This is a genomic window from Rhodoferax potami (genome assembly GCF_032193805.1).
Classification (GTDB): domain Bacteria; phylum Pseudomonadota; class Gammaproteobacteria; order Burkholderiales; family Burkholderiaceae_C; genus Allorhodoferax; species Allorhodoferax potami_A.
On record NZ_JAVBIK010000001.1, the window covers coordinates 945,430 to 969,020 of the forward strand.

Here is a 23,591-nt window from a genome sequence, read left to right on the forward strand (position 1 = left end):
CTCCTAATTTCATAGCTGCTCGCGCACATTTTGCGGGCGCTACAGCCCGATTAAGGCCTAAAACATGTCTAACACCATTCTGCAAAACATCCCCGTCGGCCAAAAGGTCGGCATCGCTTTCTCCGGCGGCCTGGACACCAGCGCTGCCCTCTTGTGGATGAAGCAAAAGGGCGCCCAGCCCTACGCCTACACCGCCAACCTCGGCCAGCCCGACGAAGCGGACTACGACGAAATCCCCCGCAAGGCGATGGAATACGGCGCCATCAAGGCCCGTTTGATCGACTGCCGCCCCCAGCTGGCTGCTGAAGGCATTGCCGCGCTGCAGGCCGGCGCCTTCCACATCACCACCGCCGGCCAAACCTACTTCAACACTACGCCCCTGGGCCGCGCCGTAACCGGCACCATGCTGGTGACCGCCATGAAGCAGGACGACGTCAACATCTGGGGCGACGGCTCCACCTTCAAGGGCAACGACATCGAGCGCTTCTACCGCTACGGCCTGTTGACCAACCCGTCCCTCAAAATCTACAAGCCCTGGCTGGACCAGCAGTTCATTGACGAACTGGGCGGCCGCTCCGAGATGAGCGCCTTCATCACCGCCAACGGCTTTGGCTACAAGATGAGCGCCGAAAAGGCCTACAGCACCGACAGCAACATGCTGGGCGCCACCCACGAAGCCAAAGACCTGGAATTTTTGAATTCCGGCATCAAGATCGTCAACCCCATCATGGGCGTGCCCTTCTGGCGCGACGACTGCGTGGTCAAGGCCGAAGAAGTGAGCGTCACCTTTGAAGAAGGCCGCCCCGTCGCCCTGAATGGCCAGCGTTTTGACGATCTGGTGAGCCTGATCCTCAAGGCCAACGAAATCGGTGGCCGCCACGGCCTGGGCATGAGCGACCAGATCGAAAACCGCATCATCGAAGCCAAGAGCCGCGGCATTTACGAAGCCCCCGGCCTCGCGCTGCTGTTCATCGCCTACGAGCGTTTGGTCACCGGCATCCACAACGAAGACACCATCGAGCAGTACCGCGAAAACGGCCGCAAGCTGGGCCGCCTGCTGTACCAAGGCCGCTGGTTCGACAGCCAGGCCATCATGCTGCGCGAAACCGCCCAGCGCTGGGTCGCCAAGGCCATCACCGGCACCGTGACCCTGGAACTGCGCCGCGGCAACGACTACAGCCTGCTGAACACCGAGTCCCCCAACCTGACTTACGCGCCCGAGCGCCTGAGCATGGAAAAAGTGGAAGACGCGCCCTTCAGCCCGCTGGACCGCATTGGCCAACTGACCATGCGCAACCTTGACATCACCGACACCCGCGCGAAGCTGGGCATTTACAGCAATGCCGGTTTGCTGGAGCTGGGCAAGGGGGATGACTTCTTGAAGTTGGGTAAGTAATCCGGCTCAAGCCCCAAAATAAAAGCCCGCCAAGCTGTCACTTGGCGGGCTTTTGCGTTTAGGACGTGGTGGCGCAAACATACTGGATTGGGGCATTGGGAATCAGATGTAGTTCAAGTTAAAGTCAGATCGAATCCCTCAAACCTGTTTATCGCGCAATGACTGACTCACTACGTGACCTTGCTCTCGAACTTCAAAGCTTTGCTCAAGAGCGTGATTGGCAGCAATTTCATTCGCCAAAGAACCTCGCTTCAGCGTTGGTCGTGGAGGCCGGCGAATTGCTTGAACATTTTCAATGGCTTACCGAGATTCAGAGTCGAGAGGTTTCTGCAGAAAAACGCGAGGCCATCGGGAACGAAATTGCAGATGTCCTCTTGTATCTGGTGCAACTTTCAACATCACTCGGCATTGACCCCATCGCAGCAGCGCAGACCAAGCTGAAGGCAAATGCGATCAAATACCCCGTTGAAAAGTCGCGGGGCAACAGTAAAAAATACGACGAGCTTTGAGCCTAGTGCGCCAATGATCATTTACCAGGCTACCAAGAGCGTTTTTCTTCATGACACGCTACGCGACGATATTGAAGATGTCATGTCACGGCATTTCCACAAAGCTACCGGGCACGGTGTTGGCCCGTCGGAAGTTCGATCATGGAAATACTCACTCATGGAGATGGCCAAAGTATTGAACGATGATGAAATCCCATCGGATGTTGGGGTAGCGATCGAATATCAGCTTCCACTCCAGAACAAGCGCATGGACTTTGTCATCACTGGCGAAGATGCCAGTGCCAGATCCAAAGTGGTCATCGTCGAATTGAAGCAATGGTCTGCGTCACGTCGCAGCGAAAAAGATGCGATCGTCTGGGCACATCGAGGCGGGCGAGCAGGTGAAACAGAGGGTCCGCATCCCTCCTACCAAGCATGGTCCTACGCTGCATACCTGGAAGACTTCAACAGTGCTGTGCAAGAAGGGGATATCAAGCTTCAGCCTTGTGCCTACTTGCACAACCATCCGCGAAACGGGGAAATCGATCACCCCCATTACCAGGAGCACATCAAGCGAGCACCTTTGTTTTTGGCGCATGAATGGGGAAAGCTGCAGAAGTTCATTCGACAACATGTGGTCTACGGTGATCGTAAGGGGATTCTCTACACCATAGAAAACGGACGCATCAAGCCATCGAAGATGCTGGCTGACAGCGTTGTCTCATTGCTTCAGGGGAAAAGCGAATTCATTCTTCTTGACGATCAAAAACTAGTCTTCGAGACTATTCTTCAGGTCGAGGCGAAGGCAGAGCAGCAAAAGCAGGTTGTGATCGTTCAGGGTGGGCCCGGAACAGGCAAATCTGTCATCGCCATCAACTTGTTGGGCGCTATGCTGAGCCGCAAACGCAATGCGCGGTATGTCTCCAAAAATGCCGCGCCACGCGCAGTTTACGAGGCCAAGTTGACAGGAGCTTTCACAAGGACGCGCATCAGCAACCTCTTCGGTGGGTCAGGCACCTTCGTGGACAAAGAGCCCGACACCTACGACGTGTTGATCGTTGATGAAGCCCATCGACTCAATGAAAAAAGTGGCCTGTTTTCACACCTAGGGGAAAACCAAGTCAAGGAAGTTATCTCTTCGTCTCGTTGTACGGTCTTCTTCGTTGACGACAACCAACGTGTAACTCTTAAAGACATCGGCAGTTCTGATGAACTTCGGTTTCGTGCCGGTAAAGCCGGCGCTGAGGTGACGGAGTTACAACTGACATCCCAGTTCCGCTGCAACGGATCGGATGGGTATCTGGAATGGCTGGATAACACCCTCGACATACGGCGCACAGAGAATCCAACACTAGACACCGGCGAATATGACTTCCGTGTTTTCGACAATCCAGAAGAGCTGCATGCACTGATTGCTCTGAAAAATCGAACAAACAACCGGTCTCGTGTCGTAGCAGGCTATTGCTGGAAGTGGCCCAGCAAGAAGGACCCCGCGGCTTGGGACATCCAGTTGCCAGAATTCGATTACCGCCGCCGCTGGAATCTGGATAAAGACGGTAGTCTGTGGATCATCACTCCGGGTTCGGTCGAGCAAGTCGGATGCATACACACATGTCAGGGTCTGGAGCTTGACTACGTTGGCGTGATTATTGGACCGGACCTCACCTACAAGGGCGGCCACATCGTGAGTGATGCAACCAAACGTGCATCCTCCGACAAATCTGTTCATGGCCTGAAGGCTTGGCTCAAGAGTGACCCTGAAAAGGCGCTTGCTATTGCCGATGAGATCGTAAAAAACACCTACCGGACCCTGATGACAAGGGGCATGAAGGGCTGCTATGTCTACTGCACGGATCCCGAGTTGCGAGCATTCTTCCGTAGTCGGCTCCAAGCAGTTCGCACAGGAGTTGTTGACTCGGAAGCCGCTACAAAGCCTTCGAACGTGTTGCAGCTACAGTTCGCATCGAAAGCTGAACGCGACGCTGGTGTCAATGCAGCACCTTTTATAGACCTGCGCTTTGCCGCAGGAAATTTCTCCGATCCACAGGCCCTAGCTGATGGTTCAGACGAATGGGTGAAGTTACCAGACTGGGTCAATCAGCAGCCGGGACTCTTTGTTGCCCAAGTAATTGGCGAATCAATGAATCGCCGAATTCCCAATGGGGCATGGTGCCTGTTTCGGGCGAATCCAACGGGCACGCGCGAAGGAAAAGTCGTGGTGGTACAACACCGAAGCATTTCAGACCCTGAGACCGGTGGTCGTTACACCATCAAACTGTATTCAAGTGAGAAGGTTGAGTCGCCAGATGAAGGGTGGAGGCACAGCCGGATCACACTGCGGCCAGACTCAAGCCAACCTGGCTTCCAGCCGCTTGTCCTCGAAGTGCCGGATCACGACGAGGACTTCTCTGTCGTTGCGGAAATGCTTATGGTCCTGGCCGTTCCAACGGAGTGATAGCTGGAATCGTCGCGAGACTTTTTACGTAACGCATCGGACTCCCGTCCGATACCCTCGAATTTCTTATTCAGCCAGCAAAGCAATGTACGCAGCGTAACTGTAGCTGCGATTTTTCTTCTGCCCGGTTACCTCGATCACGACGCCCAAGTCTTCCAGCACCTTCACCGCCGCTGTAGCAGTGGGGAAAGTGGTGGCCAGCTTCTGGCGCACTTGGTCGATGGTGAAGCGCGGCATCATGGGCAGCATTTCAAACAAGCGGTAGCTGCTGGGGCCAGCCTTGGGCGCAGCCAGCAAGGCGCGGCGGTCGGCAGCCAGTAGCGTGGCAATGGCCACGATGTTGCGCTCGGCATCTTGCGCGGCCAAAGCCACGCCTTCCAGAAAAAACGCCACCCAGCCTTCCCAGTCGCCCTCGGTGCGCACGTTGGACAGGCGGCGGTAGTACTCGGCTTGATGATGCTTGAGGTAGCCGCTGAGGTACATCAAGGGCTCGGACAGCAAGCGCCAATGTTCCAGCAGCGCTGCAATCAGCAGGCGGCCAATGCGGCCGTTGCCATCCAGATAAGGGTGGATAGTCTCAAACTGTTGGTGGATAAGTGCAACCTTCACCAGCGGTGGCAAGGCTTGCGTTTCGTCGTGGATGAAGCACTCCAGATCAGCCAGCAGCGAGGGCACATGCTCGGGTGGTGGTGGCACAAACACCGCGTTGCCGGGGCGGGTGCCGCCAATCCAATTTTGCGAACGACGCAGCTCGCCCGGTTGCTTGCCATTGCCACGCGCACCATCCAGCAGCAGCCGGTGGGCGTCGCATAGCAGGCGCACGCTGAGGGGCAGGCCCGCGGGATCGCGCAGCTGCGACTGCACCAAGCGGAAGGCGCGCAGGTAGTTGGTGACCTCTTCCACATCGTCGGTGTTGCTCACCGCGAAGCCGGCTTCCTCGTCAAACAGGTCATCCAGCGTGGCCTGGGTGCCTTCGATCTGCGAAGTCAACAGCGCCTCTTTGCGGATAGCGCTGTAGAGCAGCCAGTCCACCGAGGGTACCAAGCCGGCCACACCAGACAGGCGGGCCAGCGCCAGCTCCGCAGCCCGGTTGGCTTCTGTGTAGCTCGCGGGGGCCAGCACGGGTTGGACTGGCGGCAACGGGTGCGGCACAAAGGCCTGCACCAACTCGCCCATGGTGGTGGAAGGTAGGTAGGTAGGTACCAGTTGCGCGCATGATATGAAAAATTTCTTTAATTGAGTCGGCGCAAATTAAAGCATTCTTTAACAGAGCAGGCAATAACAAAAGGTGACTTTCACAGGCACGCATCCGGGCGGAAGTTTGGTTACAGAATCTCCATACCAAATCAGCCTGTAGCGCTCGCGGAATATGCGGGAGCAGCTATCAAAAACATAGCAAATACAGAGAGCACCTGCTCTTAGAGCGGAGAAATAAATCGAGCTTTGCCCCAGTCAGCCGCACCATTAGTTGCAAATCCACCAAAGTTGCCGATTTGATTGAAAAACATACAACTAGTGGATTACACTTCGTCCACCCGTTCATACAAGGAGTTTCAGGATGACTATTGCCAGACGCCCCCTCATTGCCGCAGCTTTGGTATGGATGGCAGCCCTGCCGGCTGCGCACGCCTTGGAGCCCGCCAAGGGCAAGGTGATCTTGACCATCACCGGCAAAGTGGCTGACAAGAACAGTGCTGAAGGCGCCGCCTTCGACCTGGCCATGCTGGAAAAGCTGCCCCAGCAGACCTTCAGCACCAAAACGCCTTGGGACAAAAACCCGATCAAATTCAAGGGCCCTTTGCTGCGCGACGTGCTGGCGGCGGCCAAAGCCAGCGGCACCACACTCAAAGCCGCGGCTCTGAACGACTACCAGACCAGTATTCCATTTGACGACGCCGCCAAGTTTGACGTGATCGTGGCCCACCAAATGAACGACCAGGCCATCCCGGTGCGCACGAAGGGGCCGCTGTTCATCGTCTACCCGTTTGATACCAAGGCTGAGCTGCGCTCCAACGTGTATTACGAGCGCTCGGCTTGGCAATTGAAGTCGATTGCAGTGGATTAAGGGCGTCCTTTGAACGGCTCCGGCAAAAACAAGCGCTACCTGTTGTGGCTTGCTGTCGGCACGGGTGTGCTGGCGGTGGCCATGGCTGTTTTGCTGGGTCTGCAGATCACCCAGAAGCGGGCGATTGAGCGGGCCAACGACCTGCGGGCAGATTCGGTGACCGCGCTGGTATTCCAGTTTGAGCGGGAGTTTTTGCGCTTCCGCCAGACGCTAGAGGCCAGCGTGATCCGCCCCGGCGCCCCGGATGCCGACAACCTGACCCTGCGCTATGACCTGTTTTTGAGCCGCCTGAGCCTGCTGCGCGAAAACCCGACGACCGAACTGATCACCCACCGGGCCGAATACCAGGCCGCCATGCCTCACCTCGACGACCTGATCGCCGAGGCAGACAAGGTGATGGCAGCCAACCCACTGAACAAAAAAGACCTGGCGACCCTGCTGGTAGCGTTCAACACCATTGGGGTGGACGTACAGGCTTTGAGCCTTGCAGCCAACTCTGAAGTGGCGGCCTTGCTGGAGAGCCAGGACAAGACGATGCTGCAGCAAAACGACGAGATCATCCGGCTCACGTTGGCCCAGCTGCTGTTTTTGCTGGTAGCCGCAGGCGCGCTGGCCTTGCGCCAACGCCGCCAGGAGCAAGAGCGCCAAGCTCTGGAAGACCTGACCCACGAGCTGCGCGAAGCCCATTTCCGCGCGGAAGCCGCCAACCGCGGCAAGAGCCAGTTCCTGGCCAACATGAGCCACGAGTTGCGCACCCCCTTTAACGGGATGCTGGGCATGATGAGCTTGCTGGAAAGCACCCCACTCACCCCGGTGCAGGTGGATTACATCAAGACCGCCAAGGGGTCCGCCAACCACTTGCTGACGCTGCTGAACGATATTTTGGATGTCTCGGCGCTGGAAGCCGGCAAGATGACGGTGAACCCCGAGCCTGTGCACCTGGCCGCGCTGTTGAGCGAGGTGAATGCACTCATGAACCCGCTGGCGGTGGAAAAGCAGCTGAAGTTTTCTATCGTGGTGCAAGCAGACCTGCCTCCCTGGGTGCTGGCCGATGCCACCCGCCTGAAACAGATTTTGTTCAACCTAGTCAGCAACGCACTCAAGTTCACCGAGCATGGGGGTGTGACGCTGACCATCGTGCCCCGCCCGCGCACCGACGGCAACACGGGCTTGGCCTTTCTGGTGGAAGACACGGGCATCGGCATGGACGACCATGTGCTCTCACGCCTGTTTCAGCGCTTTTACCAGGTGGACGGCGGGCTGGCCCGCAAGTTCGGGGGTACGGGCCTGGGGCTAGAGATATCACAGACGCTGGCCCGCATGATGGGCGGCGCCATTGAGGTAGAGAGCACCCCGGGCAAAGGCTCGGTGTTCACCTTGCACCTGCCATTCACCACCTGCCCGGCTCCGCCCAACGCGGGCATGTCAGTGGCTATTCAGACGCTTTTCAAGCCCTTGCCTGCCACTACAGCTACCCATGCGCCGGACACTGGCGCACCGGCAGGTGCGTCGGGCATTGCTGCACCCCTCGAAGCGCTGCGGGTGCTGGTAGCCGAAGACCACCCGGTGAACCGCAAGTTTGTAGGCATCTTGCTCGACAAAATGGGTTGCAAGGCCACCTTTTGCGAGAACGGCCAGGTTGCCGTAGACGCCGCGCAGCGCGAGGTCTTTGACCTGGTGCTGATGGATGTGCACATGCCCGTGATGGACGGGCTGACCGCCGCCCGCATCATCCGCGGGATGCCGGGCCCGATGGGGCAGGTGCCCATCATTGTGCTAACAGCAGACGTGATGAACGACGCCAAAGAGCAAGCCATGGCCGCCGGCGTGAACGACTTTGTGACCAAGCCGGTGCAAATCGGCCAGCTGCAAGCGGCGATGCAGAAATGCCTCGCTGCCGCCCCAGCAGCCCTGCCAGCCGCCTCAGACCCTGCGGCGCAGGCCTAGCAAGCCGTGGCCCGGCAGGCCGCGCTGCAGGTAGTCCATAGCAATGGGCTCGAGCGCAGCGGCTTGAATACCCAGATCGGACAAACCCGCCTCCAGGCCGCTGGCCACGTTGTCCACCTTCATCGAATCAAGGTTGTCGCCACTCATGAGCGGCTCGCCGGGGGCGAGCTGCATCATGGCGGCTTGCAGGCGCCCCGCCCATTCGGGCAGCGGAATCACCGGGCGGCTACGCCCCTCCGCAATGCCGGCCCACATGCCAGCGCCCTTCACCAGCGCGCCCAGGGTGTAGACCTGTGGGCCGCAAGCCTCCCACACGCCGGTCGCCCCTGCAGCTGCACGGGCTTGTATCAGCCGCACCACGGCGGTGGCGACGTCTTCCACCCACACCGGCTGAAAGCGCGCGTGCGCGCCCGCCAGCGGCATAAAGGGGAACACTTGTTGCAGCTTGGCAAACATGTTCAAAAACTTGTCTTCCGCACCAAAAATGACGCTGGGGCGCAGCACCGACACGGCCAAGGCCGGGTGGCTCAAGGCCAACTCGCCCCGCGACTTGCTGCGCAGGTAGCGCGAAGGCGCAGCATCCGGCTGCTGCGGGTTGGCGCCCAGCGCGCTGATGTGCACCAGGCGCGGTACACCAGCCGCCACCGCGGCACGGGCCAAGTTGGCGGGCAAATCCACATGCACCCTTTGGAAAGCTGCCTCGGTACCATGGAGGATGGCCACCAGGTTCACCACCGCATCGTGCCCGGCCAGCGCCTGCTGCAAGGCTGCCGGGTTGTGCACATTGAGCTCTGCCACCGTGACGGTTGGCAGGGTTTGCAGCTCGCGCGCGTTGGCGGCGCGCCGTGTGGCCACCGTGACGGTGTAGCCCTGTTTGACCAGTTTCTGGACCACGTGGCGCCCGACAAAGCCGGTGCCACCGAGAACAAATATATTTTTCATGCAGACAGGGTAGCCCCTTCGGGCACCTGACTGCAAGACAGGGGTTTAGATCACTACCGGCTCCGGCTCCAGCAGAATGCCGAAACGCTCGTACACACTGGTCTGAATGGCTTTGGCGAGCGTCATGACTTCGCCGCCAGTGGCGCCGTTACCGTCCACCCCGGCGCCGCGGTTTACCAGTACCAGCGCTTGCTTTTCATACACACCGGCTTGGCCTACCGATTTGCCCTTCCAGCCGCACGAGTCGATCAGCCAGCCGGCAGCCAGCTTGACCGAGCCGTTGTCCAGCCGGTAGTGCACGACCTTGGGGTCGCGGGCGATGATGTCTTCGCACTGCTCGGCAGTGACCGTGGGGTTTTTGAAGAAACTGCCGGCGTTGCCGATGACGGCAGGGTCTGGCAGCTTGGCGCGGCGCACCTCGCACACCCAGTCGTAGATCTGGCGGGCAGTGGGCTCGGTTACGCCGTGCTCGGCCATCTTGCGCTCGATGTCGGCATAGCCCAGCACCGGCTTCCACACCTTGGGCAGAGCAAAGCGCACCCGCAAAATCAAGGCCCGGTCTTTCAGGCCCAAGGGTAGGTGCATGTCGGCCTCGCCGCTGCTGGCGTGTTTGAACACCGAGTCGCGGTAGCCAAAAGCGCATTGCGCGGCGTTCAGGGTGAATACTTGGCCGGTCAGCAGGTCGATGGCGTCCAGCGAGTCAAAGCGGTCTTGCAGCTCCACGCCATAAGCGCCCACGTTTTGCACTGGCGAGGCGCCCACGGTGCCGGGGATCAAGGCCATGTTTTCCATGCCCGGCAGGTTCTGGTCCAGCGTCCAGGTCACAAAGTCGTGCCAGTTTTCGCCAGCGCCGGCTTCCACAATGACGGACTTGGCCGTTTCGCCCACGACCTTGAGCCCGCGGACCTCGACCTTCAGCACCAGGGGTTTGACGTCGCCAGTCAGCACAATATTGCTGCCGCCCCCCAGCACAAACTTCGGGCTGGCGGCCCACTCAGGATCGGCCAACAGTTGGTGGACGTCGGCTTCACTGGTGATTCGGGCCAGCGCCTGGGCCTTGGCCACAATGCGGAAGGTGTTGAACGCCTGCAGGGGAATGTTTTTCTCGACTAACATCCTCAGATTGTCTCATTGCATTTTTTAGAGCGAGCCCCATGCCCTCATTTGATACCGTATGCGAAGCCGACTTGGTCAAGGTCAAGAACGGCGTAGAAAACACTGCCAAAGAAATCGGCACCCGCTTTGACTTCAAAGGCACAGCCGCCAAGATCGAGATCAAGGACAAGGAAATCACCCTGATCGGGGATGCCGAGTTCCAGCTCGACCAAATTGAAGACGTGTTGCGCAACAAACTCACCAAGCAGGAAGTCGATGTGCGCTTCCTGGACCGTGGCGATGTCCAGAAAATGGGCGGCGACAAGGTCAAGGTGGTGATCAAGGTGCGTAACGGCATCGAATCCGAACTGGCCAAGAAGATCCAGCGCCTGATGAAGGACAGCAAACTGAAGGTGCAGGCTGCGATTCAGGAAGAAAAAGTGCGCATTACCGGCGCCAAGCGCGACGACCTGCAGGCCGCCATGGCGCTGATCCGCAAAGATGTGACCGACATCCCCCTGACCTTCGACAACTTCCGCGACTGATGCGCACCGCCGCCCGCTTTCTGTTTGCCCTGTTGCTGGCCCCCGCTGTCTGGGGCCAGACGGTCGCCATTAACGGAACGCTGGGCGACAAGGCGCTGCTGATTGTGGATGGCGGCTTTCCCAAAAGTGTGGCCCTAGGGGCCACCCACATGGGTGTCAAGGTAGTGTCCATGCAGGGCGACACGGTCGTGGTCGAAGTTGCCGGCAAAAAAATGTCCCTCCGGGTTGGCGATGCGCCTGCGAATGTGGGCACCGGGGCAGGCCAGCCGGCGAGCGGCAACCGGGTTGTGCTGGCGGCGGGGCCGGGTGGTCACTTTATGTCGGATGGCCAGATCAATGGACGTATCGTGCGGTTCATGGTGGATACCGGCGCTACCGCTGTGTCTATCAGCGCGGCCGAAGCCGACCGTATCGGGCTCAAGTACCAAAACGGTGACCGTGTGCAAATGAACACTGCCAACGGCGTAGTGCCCGGATGGCGCATGACACTAAACAACGTCCGCTTGGGCGATGTGTCAGTCAGCGGCGTAGATGCCGTCATCACACCGGCTTCGATGCCCTATGTGCTGCTAGGCAATAGCTTTTTGGGCCGTTTCCAGATGAACCGGACCAACGATCAGATGATTTTAGACAGGCGTTTTTGAACCGGATGGCAGTCGTGCGAGACGAAAACGCTTACGAAGACTTGTTGGGCCAATGGTCTGACCTAGAATCCGGCTTGGGCGTCATTTTGGGCAGCCCCGCAACTACACAGCAGTTTGCCTACCGGGTGGTGCAATACGACCGGTGGATGCAAGGCCTGCTGCAGCGCGACCCGGATGTGGGCCTTTACCTGCTGTTTCAATTGGCCAGCAATTCGCCGGTCGGGTACAGCGCCTCGCACGCGCTGGTGTGTGCGGTTTTGTGCCACATGGTGGGCACCGAGCTGAAGCTGCCGCCTGCTGAACGCAACAGCCTGGTCCACGCGGCGCTCACCATGAATGTGGCCATGACTGCCTTGCAAGACCAGTTGGCTACCCAAACCGAGCGGCCTAACCAGGCCCAGCAAGACGCCATTCGCGCGCACCCGATCAAGGGCGCCATGATGCTGGCGAACTTGGGGGTGTCGGACGACGCGTGGCTGGAAATCGTGTCCAGCCACCATGACGATGCAGTAGACCGCAATACCGGCGACGAAACCCACCGCACCCTGCTCTTGACCCGGATTTTGAAGGTCGTGGACCGGTATGCGGCCATGATCAGCCCGCGCGCGTCCCGTACCGGGCGCAGCGCGATTGAATCGGCCCGCTCGGTGATGGCACGGGCAACGGCGGGGGTTGACGAAATCGGGCAGGCGCTGGTGCGCTCGGTGGGCCTGTGCCCGCCCGGCACCTATGTGCGCCTCGAGAACGATGAACTTGCGGTAGTGGTGCGGCGCAGCGGTAAAACCAATGAGCCTTTTGTGGTGGTCATTGGCAAACCCAGTGGCGAATTTCATTCGGTCCCGCGACTGCACGCTACAGGCAATGCGCCGCCGAAAATCCGCTCTGCCCTGCCCTCGGTGGCGGTGCGCACACCGCTCAACCACTTCTATTTGTTGCAGCTCGGCAGCCAAGCCCTCAGCTTGGCGTGAGGCTGCCCTCGGCAGCCGCCTTTCGATTTACTTGCCGCCTTCTTTTTTCTTGCCCAGTTTGGACTCTGTGCCCTTGACCAAGCGGGAGATGTTCTCAGAATGGCGCCAGATCAGGAACATGGACATCACCGCCGTTGACAGCAGCAAGTTGCGATCGGTGATCCAGGCGACACTGTCGCCGAAGGCGTAATACGCCGGTGCGAACAAGGCCGCCACCAAAGACGCCAAAGACGAGTAGCGGAAGGCATACGCCACGATCAGCCAGGTGAGGCCCGTGGCCAGCGCCAACCAGCCGCTGGTCGCGACCAACACGCCCATCGCGGTGGCCACGCCCTTGCCGCCCACAAACTTGAAGAACACCGGGTACAGGTGGCCGATGAAGGCGGCAAAACCGGCCAGCGCCATAGTGCCCTCGCCCAGACCATAAGGCTGGCCCCACCACTGAATGGCAGCCACCGGCAGCCAGCCTTTGACCGCATCGAGCAGCAGCGTAACGACTGCAGCAGCCTTGGAGCCCGAGCGCAGCACATTGGTGGCGCCAGGGTTTTTGCTACCGTAAGTGCGCGGATCGTTCAGGCCCATGACGCGGCTCACGATGACGGCAAACGACAAAGACCCGATCAGGTAAGCGGCTACGGTGGCCAGCAAGGGGTGCAACACAGAATTCAAAACAGGTTCTCCAATCACTCTTCCAGCGCGCACTGTACAGGCTTGGCGCCCAATAACTCCACACAAACCTGGGGATCAATCCCTACGAGGTACCCACGCCGGCCACCGTTGATGCAGATGCGGGGCAACTCCAGAATGCTGGACTCGATGAACACCGGCATGGTTTTGCGGGTGCCGAAAGGGGAGGTACCGCCGACCATGTAGCCGCTGTGCTTGTTGGCAACTTCCGGGGCACAGGGCTCGACCGATTTGACGCCGATCTGCCGCGCCAGATTCTTGGTAGACACCTTGCGGTTGCCGTGCATCAACACCACCAGGGGCTTGGCGTCTTGGTCTTGCATGATCAGAGTCTTGACCACGGTGAACGGGTCAAACCCGAGCACCGCTGCGCTGTGCTGCGCGCCGCCATGCTCCAGGTACTCGTAAGGGTGTTCGGTGAACGCCACCTTGCTTGCTTTGAGCAGCTGGGTGGCAGGGGTTTCAGAGACGTGGTCTTTTTTGGCCATAAGGGCGTATTTTCATACGCCTTGCGCCTCTGATTTCGTTACACCGCCGGATCGCGGATTTCCCAGCGGACTTCGTCGATCTTTTTGAGTAGCTCTTCGGGCAGCACGGTGCCCCAAGCGTCGATGTTTTCATCGAGTTGCTCCAGGGTGCGCACACCGATGATGGTGCTGGCCACTTGCCACTTGGTGTAGCAGAAGGCCAAGGCCATCTGGCTGGGTGTGAAGCCGTATTCGCGGGCCAAGGCGTTGTACTTGCGCGCGGCTTTCAGGGCATCGGGGCGGCCCCAGCGCTGCTTGCGGGTGGACTCGAACTTGCGCAGTCGCACATCGGGCGACACGTTCTCGCCCAGCAGGCCTTCGTCGTCGTATTTGCCGGTCAGCAGGCCAAAGGCCAAGGGCGAATACGGCAGCAGCGACACGCCCAGGCGGTGCATGGTTTCGTCGAGGCCGTTTTCTACCGTGCGGGCCAGGAGGCCGTAGTTGTTTTGCACGGTGGCAATACGGGGCAGGCCATGCTGCTCGGCTAAACGTACAAACTCGTGCACGCCGTAAGACGTTTCATTCGACAAACCGATGGCGCGCACCTTGCCGGCCTTGACCAGCGTGTCCATGGCGCGCAGCTGCTCTTCGATGGCGCTGCCCCCCACGTTTTCATTGGCGGGGTTGTAGTACATGCCGCCGAACATGGGTACATGGCGCACTGGCCAATGAATCTGGTAGAGGTCGATGACGTCGATATTCATCCGCTGCAGGCTGCCTTCTGCTGCGGCAATGATGTCTTCGGCGGTCAGGTTGCTGCTGCCATTGCGCACCCAAGGCATGCCGCGCGAGGGGCCGGCCACTTTGGTCGCAATGACCAGTTTTTCGCGGGCGCCGGGATTGGCCTTGATCCAGTTGCCGATGATTTTTTCGGTCAAGTTAAAGGTCTCGGCGCGGGGGGGCACCGAGTACATCTCGGCCGTGTCGATGAAGTTCACCCCCCGCTCCAGCGAGCGGCTCAGGATGGCGTGGGAGGTGGGTTCGTCCACCTGCTCACCGAAGGTCATGGTGCCGAGGCAGATGGGGGTAACGCGCAGATCGCTGCGGCCGAGTTGGATGGTGTTCATGGGGTCAGAGAAGAAAAGTGTTGGAAACGGGAGCTTGTAAAGGATGTTAGCGTGATCGCAAAGACCTAGTCGCCGCCCCCGCCGCACCCACCACCGCAGCCGCTATCGCCACCGCCGTCCCCTCCCGAACTGCTGCTATCAGCCCCACCGAAGCTGCCAGCATCACCGGGCGCACCGCAATCGCTGCCGCCGTCACCAAAGCTGGTGCCGCAATGCGCATCCGCGTTTTGCCGGTTCATTGCGCCACAGTCCGCCACATAGGTAAAGCCACCCGCAATGGCGAACTTTTTATCTAAGGCAAACAACAGCGGCAAGCGGCTGGGCTGGCGGGGGTCAATGCTTTCCTCTTTGCAGGCCCAAAACCACACCCGGCGCAAGCCGTCGTTGCGCCGCGCATCACGCCCCAGCACTTCGGCCGGGCTGTGGTGCAGCATGTTGCCAAATGCCGCATGGCACCAATGCTGGTAGCCCCGCGTGTGCAGAATGAACTCGTGCCAGGCCGCATCCACTACCTTGGATGGCATCGCAACAAACTGGCGATTGCTGCGCAAGTGCGACATGAAAAACTGGCGCAGGCCGTGCAGGACCAGCTCGGTGTCGCGCGCACTGAGCTGCGGGTACAGCGCCATGAGCTTTGCGCCCAAAAAGCGCGGCAGCGGTGCCTCCCGAACAAACTGACGGCGCAGGCTAAGCTCCCAGGCCCGCAGAGACAAAAAGAGAAACACGGACAGCGCCGCACTGAGCACCAGGGTCATAAAAAACATGCTGCGCCAAGGGCTGGCGACGTACTGGATGAGAGTGAACAAGGGCACCGCCAGCCACTTGCTCCAGCTCAACCACCCAATACGCCGAAGCAGCGTAGGCCGAAACGCGCTGCTAAGCGCGGGTAGCTGCATAACGCGCCTCCTCTTGCAAACGAAGCACCCGGCGTTGCACTTTGCCGGTGGTGGTCATGGGCAAGGCGTCTACAAACTCGATTTCTTTGGGGTACTCATAAGGGGCCAGCTGGCCTTTCACATGGGCTTGCAGTTCTACCGTGAGTTGGGCATGAAATTGCGCTGTAGCGCTCGAATTACCTGCGCAAGCCGCTACAAAATCGGGAGCAATCACCACGTAGGCCTTGACCAATGCGCCGCGCTCGGCGTCGGGCTTGGGCACCACCGCGGCGTTGATAACTGCGGGGTGTTTGACCAGGCAGTTCTCGATTTCGCCGGGGCCGATGCGGTAGCCCGCGGCCTTGAACACATCGTCGCTGCGGCCCTGGTACCAGAGGTAGCCATCGGCATCGCGCACCGCGAGGTCGCCGGTGCGGCACCAGTCGCCGGTGAACTTGGCGTCTGTGGCTTTTGGGTTCTTCCAGTAGCCCAAAAAGAAAATCGGGTCGGGCTGGCCGTGCACATCTAAGCGGTTCAGCGCTACATCGCCGGGCACGCCCACCGGACATTCGTTGCCAGCCTCGTCAATCACCGCCACCCGGTGGCCGGGGTAGCCCATGCCCATGCTGCCGGGCTTGGACGGGTAGCGCAAATTGCAGTTACCCACGATGTAGTTCATCTCGGTCTGGCCGAACATTTCGTTAGGCTTAACGCCCAGCTGCTTTTCGCAGTACCCGAAGACGGCGTCGCCCACGGCCTCGCCCGCACTCATGATGGCGTCCAGCTTGAGCTTGAACTGCTGGCGCACGGTCTTGCCCTTTGCACCGCCCGCGCCGGGATAGGCCTTCATCATCGCCTTCAGCGCCGTGGGGAACAAAAACGTGTGGGTTACCCCGCAGTCGCGCATCAGCTCCAGCGCGGTTTGCGGGCTGAAGCGGCCGTGGTAGGCCACGATGGGGCGGCCGAAATACAGCGTGGGCAGCAGTGCGTCCATGAGCCCGCCGGTCCAAGCCCAGTCTGCGGGAGACCAAAACACCGCGTTAGAGCGTTGGTTGGTTTTGCCGTCAAACCCGAACCAGTTCTGGCTGGCCACAAAGCCGCTCAGGTTGCCAATCAGCGCCCGGTGCGGGATCAGCGCGCCTTTGGGGTTGCCGGTGGTGCCACTGGTGTAAATCAGCACGGCGGGCTCTTCGGCCAGGGTGTTCACGGGCTCAAAAGTGTCAGGGCTCGCGCGCAAGGCGGCCTCCCAGGCGGCGTCCAGCGGGCCGCTCAGCAAGGCTGCGTCCGCCCCCGCCAGGCCGACACCCACCACCGCCCGCAGCTGCGGGCAGGTGTGGCGCACGCCGGCCAGCGCAGGCAGCGAGCCGGCATCGCAAATGGCGACCACCGCTTCACTGTCTTGCAGCCGGAACTCCAGCGCCTCGGGGCCGAACAACATCGACAGGGGCATGGCCACCGCCCCCATTTGCATCACAGCCATGTAGGCCACAGCGGTCTCAAAGCGCTGGGGCAGCACAATGCCGACGCGGTCGCCCCGCTGCACGCCCCGCGCGGCCAACACATGGGAGAGGCGGTTGGCCTGCTCCTGCAGCTGCGAGTAGGAGTAAAAAATGCTCTCAGCGCTGGTGGAATATGCGCATATAACTATTCTTTTAGTAGCACCCGGCGCCTCTGCCCAGCGGCGGCTACACGCCTGGGCCATGTTGAAATGCTGGGGCACCTGCCAGCGGAAGCTGCTGTGCAGGGCTGCATAGCCCGGGGGAAGTGTGCTCGTGCCAGATGTGTCTCTGCCTTGACTGGTGGCCATGCCTTGTCTCCTGATCTGTCCTTATGATTTGCACAATGTACCAAGTCAGACGCCCCCACCAAAGCCAATTCGTTTCTATCCGCAACCTCGATTACCACGTGCAAGTCTGGGGCGAGCCCGGCCCGGGCAAGGTGCCCCTGGTCATGGTGCACGGCTGGATGGATGTGGCTGCGAGCTACCAGTTTGTGGTGGATGCGTTCAGCGAAGACCACTACATCATTGCCCCCGACTGGCGCGGTTACGGCCGGACCCGGGCCCCGCTGGCCGACAACTACTGGTTCCCGGACTACCTGGCAGACCTCGACTTTCTGCTGGACCACTATGCCCCCGGACAGCAGGTCAACCTGGTGGGCCACAGCATGGGTGGCAATGTGGTCATGCTGTATGGCGGAGTGCGGCCCGAGCGCATCCGCCGGCTGGTGAATCTGGAAGGGTTCGGTATGCCCGCCACGATTCCGGCCCAGGCGCCCGGCCGCTTTGCCACCTGGATGGACGAACTCAAAAAACTCCACGCCGGTGAGATGGACCTCAAGGCCTATGACAGCGCCGACGGCGTAGCCCGCCGCCTCATGAAAACCAACCCGCGCCTGAGCCAGGAAAAAGCCGATTGGCTGGCCCGCCATTGGGCCGCTGAAAACGCCGATGGCAGCTGGTCTATCCTGGGCGAGCCCGCCCACAAGGTGACCAACGCCCAGCTCTACCGGGTCGAAGAAGTCATGGCCATTTACCAGCGGCTGACCATGCCGGTGCTGGCCGTGGAGGCCTCAGACAACAGCCTCGATATGTGGTGGAAAGGCCAGTACACCCTGGCCGAGTACCACGAGCGCCTGAAAGTGGTCCCGCAAGTGGAAGTTGCCCGCATTGAAGATGCCGGCCACATGATGCACCACGACCAGCCCGGCGTGCTGGCGGAGCGGATTGAGCGCTTTATCCGTTGACTTTACAGGGCCGGAATACGGCATATAGAATGAGAACGTATCTCATTTTGATTTGCAACCATCCTCGCCCTCTATGAAGAATCTGACTCCCCGCCATGTTGCCCTGACCGTCGCCCTGATGGGTGCCTGCCTGCCTGCTGTTCAGGCGCAGGACAAGGTGCTGAATGTGTACTCTGCCCGCCATTACCCCGGTGATGCGCAGCTGTACTCTGCCTTCACCCAGGCCACCGGCATCCAGATCAAGCGGGTAGATGCGGACGATGCCGGCATCCTGCAGCGCCTCAAGGCGGAGGGCACAGCCTCCCCTGCCGATGTGATTTTGTTGGTGGACGCCTCACGCCTCTGGCGTGCCGAGGTGGATGGCTTGTTCGCGCCGGTCAAATCCAAAGTGCTGGACGATGCAATCCCCGCCCAGTTGCGCGGCAAGACCAGCGCCGAAGGCACTTCGTGGTTTGGCTTCAGCACCCGCGCACGGGTGGTGGTCTACAACAAGGCCCGCGTGTCCAAAGACAACGTGGACACTTACGAAGAGTTGGCCGACCCGAAAAACAAAGGTCTGCTGTGCACCCGCAGTGGCTCACACCCTTACAACCTGAGCCTGTTCGGCGCGATGAACGAGCACTTGGGCAGCGCCAACACGGAAGTCTGGCTCAAGGGCCTGGTGAGCAACATGGCCCGCAACCCCGTGGGTGGCGATACCGACCAGATCAAGGCGACCGCCTCCGGCGAATGCGGCGTGGCGCTCACCAACACCTATTACCTGGCCCGCCTGATGCGCAGCGACAAGCCTGAAGACCGCGCGGTCATGGAGAAGGTTGGCGTAGTGTTCCCCAACCAAAGCAGCTGGGGCACGCACGTCAACATTGCCGGCGGCGCGGTTGCGAAAAACTCCAAGAACATGGCGTTTGCCCAGCAGTTCCTCGAGTTTCTGGCCAGCGCACAGGCGCAGGACTACTTTGCCAATGGCAACAACGAGTGGCCAGTGGCCAAAGGCATCAAAATCAGCAACCCTGCCTTGGAGAGCATGAGCGGCGGCAGCTTCAAGGCTGAGACGATTCCTGTCAGCGTTGTGGGCATGAACCAAGTGAAGGTGCAGCAGATGCTGGACCGCGTCGGCTACAAATAAGCGCTCAGCGCCACCAACCAACGGCTTGGCTGCGTAATGCAGTCAGGCCGTTTTTTTATTCAGGGTGCGGCTCAAAAGAATCACAGGAACCAAGCCCACCAGCACCAAGACCAGGGCCGGCAAGGCCGCCTCGCCCAAGCGCTCGTCTTTGGCGAGCTGGAAGGCCACCACCGCCAAAGTATCGTGGTCGAAAGGGCGTAAAACGAGGGTGGCGGGCAGCTCTTTCATCACATCCACGAACACCAGCAAGCCAGCAACCAGACTGCTGCGCACCAGCAGTGGCCGGTGCACCCGCCACCACAGGCCCCAGCCGCTTACACCCAGCATGCGGGCGGTTTCGTCCAACGACGCTGGCACTTGGTTGTAGCCGCTTTGCACGGTGTGCAGGGCCACCGCGGTAAAGCGCACAAGATAGGCCCACACAACGCCCAACACGGTGGTGCTGATCCAGAAGCCCACCTGCCAATCCGGGCGCGCTGCTTGGAGCCAGCCCACCGGAATCAGCAAGCCCACCACAATTACCGCGCCGGGCACTGCGTAGCCCATGCCAGCCAGACTGACCACAGTGCGGGTGAGTCGCGTGGGTGTGCGGCGTGCAGCAAATGCCAGCGCCAGGGCAATCGCGGCGGCCAGCACCGCAGTGCACGCCGCCAGCTTGAAACTGTTCAGGCTCCAGCCTATGAAGCTACCCCACGGCAGCGGGGTATCTTCGGCGCCCCAAGCCTGCCAGAGCGGTCGCAACATGAACAGCACTGGCAGCACAAAGCCCAGCAATACCGGCAGCGCACATACCCCCGTGGCCAACAACGCGCGCACACCGGTCAGCGCCACCGGCTGGGCCGCAGCGCGCCGGCCTTTGACACTCGCGTAGCGCATGCGTTGCCGGGCGTGGAGCTCCAGGCGCAACAGCAGCGCCATCAATACCAGCAACGCAGTCGCCAGCTGGGCAGCGGCAATCCGGCTGTCCAGCACCAACCATGCCTTGTAAATACCAGCCGTGAAGGTTTGGATGCCAAAGTAGCTCGACACCCCGTAGTCCGCCAGCGTCTCCATCAGCGCCAGCGCCACACCGGCCATGATGGAGGGCCGCGCCAACGGCACCGCAATCGTAGCCACCCGACGCCCCAGCGAGGCGCCCATCAACCGGGCTGCATCCATCAAATGCGCGGCACGCTCCAGCAAAGCCACCCGCACCAGCAAATACACATAGGGGTAGAGGGTGCACACAAACACCAGCGCGGCCCCACCGAGGCTGCGCACCTCTGGCAACACCCGCCCCTCCAGCCCGAACGCAGAGCGCAGCCAGGTTTGCGCAGGCCCGCTGAACTGTAGATAGTCGGTATAGGCATAGGCAACCACATAGGCGGGCATTGCCAGGGGCAGGAGCAAGGCCCACTCCCACTGCTTGCGCCCCCGGAAGTCAAACAGGGTCACGGCGCAGGCGCAGGCGGTGCCCACCACGGCCACCCCCAGCGACACCACCACGCTCAGCACTACCGTGGTGAACGCATATCCGCCAAGCACCGAGCCCGCCATTTCGCGCAGCAGCGCCGCGCTCTGGGCATCCCACTGCAGCACGGCGACCACCAAAGCCAGTATCGGCAAGGACACCAGCCCCCCGATCAACCACAGCGCCAGATGGGCAGGCAATGCACGGATACCGGACGCGAAAGAGGGCAAAAAGCGGGGAGGCACAGGCAATTGGGTCGGGTTAAGGCGCTCCGGGGGACCCCGTAGCGCGAAATGAGAATTGTAAGTATCTACAATTTTGCGTATGTACCTTGAACTCCAAGACCTCAGCGTCCGCTATCTAGCCTCCCGCCCCCTGGCGGTGGACAGTGTGAGCTTCGGCTTGCGCGCCGGTGAAATCGGCGTGTTGATCGGCCCTTCGGGCTGCGGCAAGACCACCCTGCTGCGGGCGATTGCGGGACTGGAGGCTACCCATGCGGGCAAGATTTCGCTCGGGGGCGTGACCGTGAGCGGCGAGGGCAATGCTCTCCCCCCTGAACACCGGCAAATGGGCATGGTGTTTCAAGACTACGCGCTCTTTCCCCACATGGATGTGAGCAAAAACATCGCTTTTGGCATCCACAGCCTGCCTGCAGGCGAACGCCAAGCGCGGGTGCAAGACGTGTTACGCCTGGTCGGGCTGGCCGAGCACGCCCACCGCTACCCGCATGAGCTCTCCGGCGGGCAGCAACAGCGAGTGGCGCTGGCACGCGCACTGGCACCGCAACCCAAGTTGCTGCTGCTGGATGAGCCGTTTTCCAACCTGGACGTCGATTTGCGCGAGCGCCTGGCCCAGGAACTCCGCACGATCTTGAAAGCCGCCGGCGCCACCGCCCTGTTTGTGACCCATGACCAGCTCGAGGCCTTTGCCATCGGCGACCTGATCGGGGTGATGCACCAAGGTCAACTCCACCAATGGGCCGACGCCTACACCCTCTACCACCGGCCCGCCACGCGCTTTGTGGCCGACTTCATTGGGCACGGAGTGTTTACGGCGGCCCGCGTGGAGCTGCACGACGAAAACGGTGTAACGCACAAACATGTGGTGACCCCGTTGGGTGAACTGCACGGTATCCATCAGCACGAACAGGACCGCTTGAGCTTGGGCCCTTGCGACATCCTGCTGCGGGCGGACGACATCGTGCACGACGATGCCTCCGAGGTGCAGGCCCGGATTGTGAACAAGGCGTTCCGGGGCAACGAGTTCCTCTACACCCTCGAATTGCGCACTGGCGAGACGGTCATGGCCCATGTGCCCAGCCACCATGATCACCGGATCGGCGAGTGGATCGGCATCCGCCCGGAGGTCGACCACGTGGTCACCTTCGCCAGCGAAACTCCTAAGGGGTGATGGCAACTAAAATAGCGGGTTAACCATATACACAGCAAGCAGGACCCGCATCATGGAAGCAGAACGCATCAACCTCATCGGCACCACACTGGCAGACCTGACAAGCAGGACCCAGGAACTCAGGGGGTATCTTTGACTACGATGCCAAAGCCGAGCGCCTGCGCACTGTCAATGCCTCGCTAGAGGACCCAGCGGTCTGGAATGACCCCAAAAAAGCCCAAGAATTGGGCAAAGAGAAGAAGCTGCTCGACGGCGTAGTTGTTACGCTGGATGATTTGAGTGGCAACCTCTCCGACAACACCGAATTGTTCGAGATGAGCAAAGAGGACGGTGATGAGGCCGGCCTACTCACGATCGAGGCCGAAACCACCAAGTTGGCAGAAACCATCGAAGGCTTGGAATTCCGCCGTATGTTTAACAACCCGGCCGATCCCCTGCCCTGCTTCCTGGACATCCAGGCCGGTGCCGGTGGTACTGAGGCCTGCGACTGGGCCAGCATGTTGCTGCGCCAGTACCTGAAATACGCGGAACGCAAAGGCTTCACCGCCACGGTGGAAGACATCACCGACGGCGATACCGCCGGTATCAAGGGCGCCACCATCAAGATCGAAGGTGAATACGCTTTTGGCCACCTGCGCACCGAAACTGGTGTGCACCGGTTGGTACGCAAATCGCCGTTCGACAGTTCGGGCGGCCGCCACACATCCTTCGCATCGGTGTTTGTGTACCCTGAGATTGATGACTCGATCGAGATCGAAATCAACCCGAGCGATGTGCGCACCGACACCTTCCGTGCCTCCGGCGCCGGTGGTCAGCACATCAACAAGACCGACTCTGCGGTGCGTTTGACCCACATCCCCACCGGGATCGTGGTGCAGTGCCAGGACGGTCGCAGCCAGCACAGCAACCGTGACGTGGCCTGGAAGCGCCTGCGCAGCCGTTTGTATGACTTTGAGTTGCGCAAGCAACAAGAAGCCCAGCAAAAGCTGGAAGACACCAAGACCGACGTGGGCTGGGGCCACCAGATCCGCTCTTACGTGCTGGACAACAGCCGCATCAAGGACTTGCGCACCAACGTCGAAGTGTCTGCCACCCAAAAGGTGCTGGATGGTGACTTGGATGTGTTCATCCAGGCTTCGTTGAAACAAGGGATCTGATC

Annotated in this window: 21 protein-coding genes; 12 read left to right on the plus strand and 9 right to left on the minus strand. The window is 60.4% G+C overall.

Going from position 1 to position 23,591, the window contains the following annotated elements:
* The first annotated feature begins 64 nt into the window (after nucleotides 1-64).
* The 3 genes from argG (at nucleotide 65) to RAE19_RS04550 (ending at nucleotide 4,339) form a co-directional block, all read left to right on the plus strand.
* On the plus strand, nucleotides 65-1,396 hold the full coding sequence (argG, locus tag RAE19_RS04540) for an argininosuccinate synthase (RefSeq protein ID WP_313873792.1): 1,332 nt from the start codon (nucleotides 65-67) through the stop codon (nucleotides 1,394-1,396).
* A 158-nt stretch (nucleotides 1,397-1,554) separates the two neighbouring features.
* Nucleotides 1,555-1,905, plus strand: coding sequence for a nucleotide pyrophosphohydrolase (locus RAE19_RS04545; protein ID WP_313873793.1), 351 nt, complete (start codon nucleotides 1,555-1,557; stop codon nucleotides 1,903-1,905).
* A 13-nt stretch (nucleotides 1,906-1,918) separates the two neighbouring features.
* Nucleotides 1,919-4,339, plus strand: coding sequence for a DNA/RNA helicase domain-containing protein (locus RAE19_RS04550; RefSeq protein WP_313873794.1), 2,421 nt, complete (start codon nucleotides 1,919-1,921; stop codon nucleotides 4,337-4,339).
* A 66-nt stretch (nucleotides 4,340-4,405) separates the two neighbouring features.
* Here RAE19_RS04550 and RAE19_RS04555 read toward each other — a convergent pair whose 3' ends face one another.
* Nucleotides 4,406-5,515: a Fic family protein gene (locus RAE19_RS04555; RefSeq protein WP_313873795.1), complete on the minus strand. Its 1,110-nt coding sequence runs from the start codon at nucleotides 5,513-5,515 to the stop codon at nucleotides 4,406-4,408.
* Nucleotides 5,516-5,897: 382 nt separating this feature from the next.
* On the opposite strand from RAE19_RS04555, the gene RAE19_RS04560 reads away from it, so the two are divergent.
* Nucleotides 5,898-6,404: a molybdopterin-dependent oxidoreductase gene (locus RAE19_RS04560; protein ID WP_313873796.1), complete on the plus strand. Its 507-nt coding sequence runs from the start codon at nucleotides 5,898-5,900 to the stop codon at nucleotides 6,402-6,404.
* A gap of 9 nt (nucleotides 6,405-6,413) precedes the next feature.
* A complete protein-coding gene (locus tag RAE19_RS04565) occupies nucleotides 6,414-8,351 on the plus strand; it encodes an ATP-binding protein (protein ID WP_313873797.1) in 1,938 nt (645 codons plus the stop codon).
* Here the strand turns inward: RAE19_RS04565 and RAE19_RS04570 are convergent.
* Nucleotides 8,328-9,293, minus strand: coding sequence for a complex I NDUFA9 subunit family protein (locus RAE19_RS04570; protein WP_313873798.1), 966 nt, complete (start codon nucleotides 9,291-9,293; stop codon nucleotides 8,328-8,330). The two genes, RAE19_RS04565 and RAE19_RS04570, sit on opposite strands and share 24 nt — an antisense overlap.
* 45 nt (nucleotides 9,294-9,338) lie before the next feature.
* Nucleotides 9,339-10,409 carry a UDP-N-acetylmuramate dehydrogenase gene (murB, locus tag RAE19_RS04575; protein ID WP_313873799.1) on the minus strand — a complete coding sequence of 357 codons (1,071 nt, stop codon included), beginning with the start codon at nucleotides 10,407-10,409 and terminating at the stop codon, nucleotides 9,339-9,341.
* A gap of 38 nt (nucleotides 10,410-10,447) precedes the next feature.
* On the opposite strand from murB, the gene RAE19_RS04580 reads away from it, so the two are divergent.
* The 3 genes from RAE19_RS04580 to RAE19_RS04590 are packed head-to-tail and all read left to right on the plus strand — an operon-like array spanning nucleotide 10,448 to nucleotide 12,545.
* The gene (locus tag RAE19_RS04580; protein ID WP_313873800.1) at nucleotides 10,448-10,933 is read left to right on the plus strand and encodes a YajQ family cyclic di-GMP-binding protein; all 486 of its coding nucleotides are present in this window, start codon (nucleotides 10,448-10,450) and stop codon (nucleotides 10,931-10,933) included.
* Nucleotides 10,933-11,577, plus strand: a complete 645-nt coding sequence (locus tag RAE19_RS04585) for a retropepsin-like aspartic protease family protein (protein ID WP_313873801.1) — start codon at nucleotides 10,933-10,935, stop codon at nucleotides 11,575-11,577. The genes RAE19_RS04580 and RAE19_RS04585 overlap by 1 nt, the downstream gene beginning before the upstream one ends.
* Nucleotides 11,578-11,591: 14 nt before the next feature.
* Entirely contained in the window at nucleotides 11,592-12,545 is a 954-nt protein-coding gene (locus RAE19_RS04590; protein WP_313873802.1) for an HD-GYP domain-containing protein, read from the plus strand.
* A gap of 27 nt (nucleotides 12,546-12,572) precedes the next feature.
* On the opposite strand, the gene plsY is transcribed toward RAE19_RS04590, so the two are convergent.
* The 5 genes from plsY to RAE19_RS04615 all read right to left on the minus strand — a co-directional run bounded on the left by plsY (nucleotide 12,573) and on the right by RAE19_RS04615 (nucleotide 17,508).
* Nucleotides 12,573-13,214, minus strand: coding sequence for a glycerol-3-phosphate 1-O-acyltransferase PlsY (gene plsY / locus RAE19_RS04595; RefSeq protein WP_313873803.1), 642 nt, complete (start codon nucleotides 13,212-13,214; stop codon nucleotides 12,573-12,575).
* 14 nt (nucleotides 13,215-13,228) lie between these two features.
* The gene (locus RAE19_RS04600; protein WP_313873804.1) at nucleotides 13,229-13,720 is read right to left on the minus strand and encodes an aminoacyl-tRNA deacylase; all 492 of its coding nucleotides are present in this window, start codon (nucleotides 13,718-13,720) and stop codon (nucleotides 13,229-13,231) included.
* Nucleotides 13,721-13,758: 38 nt separating this feature from the next.
* Nucleotides 13,759-14,826 (minus strand): aldo/keto reductase, encoded by a 1,068-nt coding sequence (locus RAE19_RS04605; protein WP_313873805.1) that lies wholly within the window; start codon nucleotides 14,824-14,826, stop codon nucleotides 13,759-13,761.
* 65 nt (nucleotides 14,827-14,891) lie between these two features.
* Complete coding sequence (locus RAE19_RS04610) at nucleotides 14,892-15,722, minus strand: glycine-rich domain-containing protein (RefSeq protein ID WP_313873806.1); 831 nt, start codon at nucleotides 15,720-15,722, stop codon at nucleotides 14,892-14,894.
* Entirely contained in the window at nucleotides 15,703-17,508 is a 1,806-nt protein-coding gene (locus RAE19_RS04615; RefSeq protein WP_313873807.1) for an acyl-CoA synthetase, read from the minus strand. Before RAE19_RS04615 ends, RAE19_RS04610 begins: the two co-directional genes overlap by 20 nt.
* 35 nt (nucleotides 17,509-17,543) lie before the next feature.
* Between RAE19_RS04615 and RAE19_RS04620 the strand changes: the two genes are divergently transcribed.
* Together RAE19_RS04620 and RAE19_RS04625 are read left to right on the plus strand one after the other, a co-directional pair.
* Nucleotides 17,544-18,446: an alpha/beta fold hydrolase gene (locus RAE19_RS04620; protein ID WP_313873808.1), complete on the plus strand. Its 903-nt coding sequence runs from the start codon at nucleotides 17,544-17,546 to the stop codon at nucleotides 18,444-18,446.
* A gap of 118 nt (nucleotides 18,447-18,564) precedes the next feature.
* Nucleotides 18,565-19,572: an extracellular solute-binding protein gene (locus RAE19_RS04625; RefSeq protein ID WP_313876178.1), complete on the plus strand. Its 1,008-nt coding sequence runs from the start codon at nucleotides 18,565-18,567 to the stop codon at nucleotides 19,570-19,572.
* Between the two features lie 42 nt (nucleotides 19,573-19,614).
* Here the strand turns inward: RAE19_RS04625 and RAE19_RS04630 are convergent, their stop codons facing one another.
* Nucleotides 19,615-21,267, minus strand: coding sequence for an ABC transporter permease (locus tag RAE19_RS04630; protein WP_313873809.1), 1,653 nt, complete (start codon nucleotides 21,265-21,267; stop codon nucleotides 19,615-19,617).
* A 79-nt stretch (nucleotides 21,268-21,346) separates the two neighbouring features.
* Here RAE19_RS04630 and RAE19_RS04635 point away from each other — a divergent pair, with 79 nt between their 5' ends.
* Together RAE19_RS04635 and prfB are read left to right on the plus strand one after the other, a co-directional pair.
* Nucleotides 21,347-22,432: an ABC transporter ATP-binding protein gene (locus tag RAE19_RS04635; protein WP_313873810.1), complete on the plus strand. Its 1,086-nt coding sequence runs from the start codon at nucleotides 21,347-21,349 to the stop codon at nucleotides 22,430-22,432.
* A 52-nt stretch (nucleotides 22,433-22,484) separates the two neighbouring features.
* Nucleotides 22,485-23,589, plus strand: a protein-coding gene (gene prfB / locus RAE19_RS04640) for a peptide chain release factor 2 (RefSeq protein ID WP_313873811.1) whose coding sequence is annotated in 2 segments (ribosomal slippage) — nucleotides 22,485-22,565 and nucleotides 22,567-23,589 — 1,104 coding nt in all. Because the reading frame shifts where the segments join, the coding sequence is not laid out codon by codon here.
* Nucleotides 23,590-23,591 lie beyond the last annotated feature (2 nt).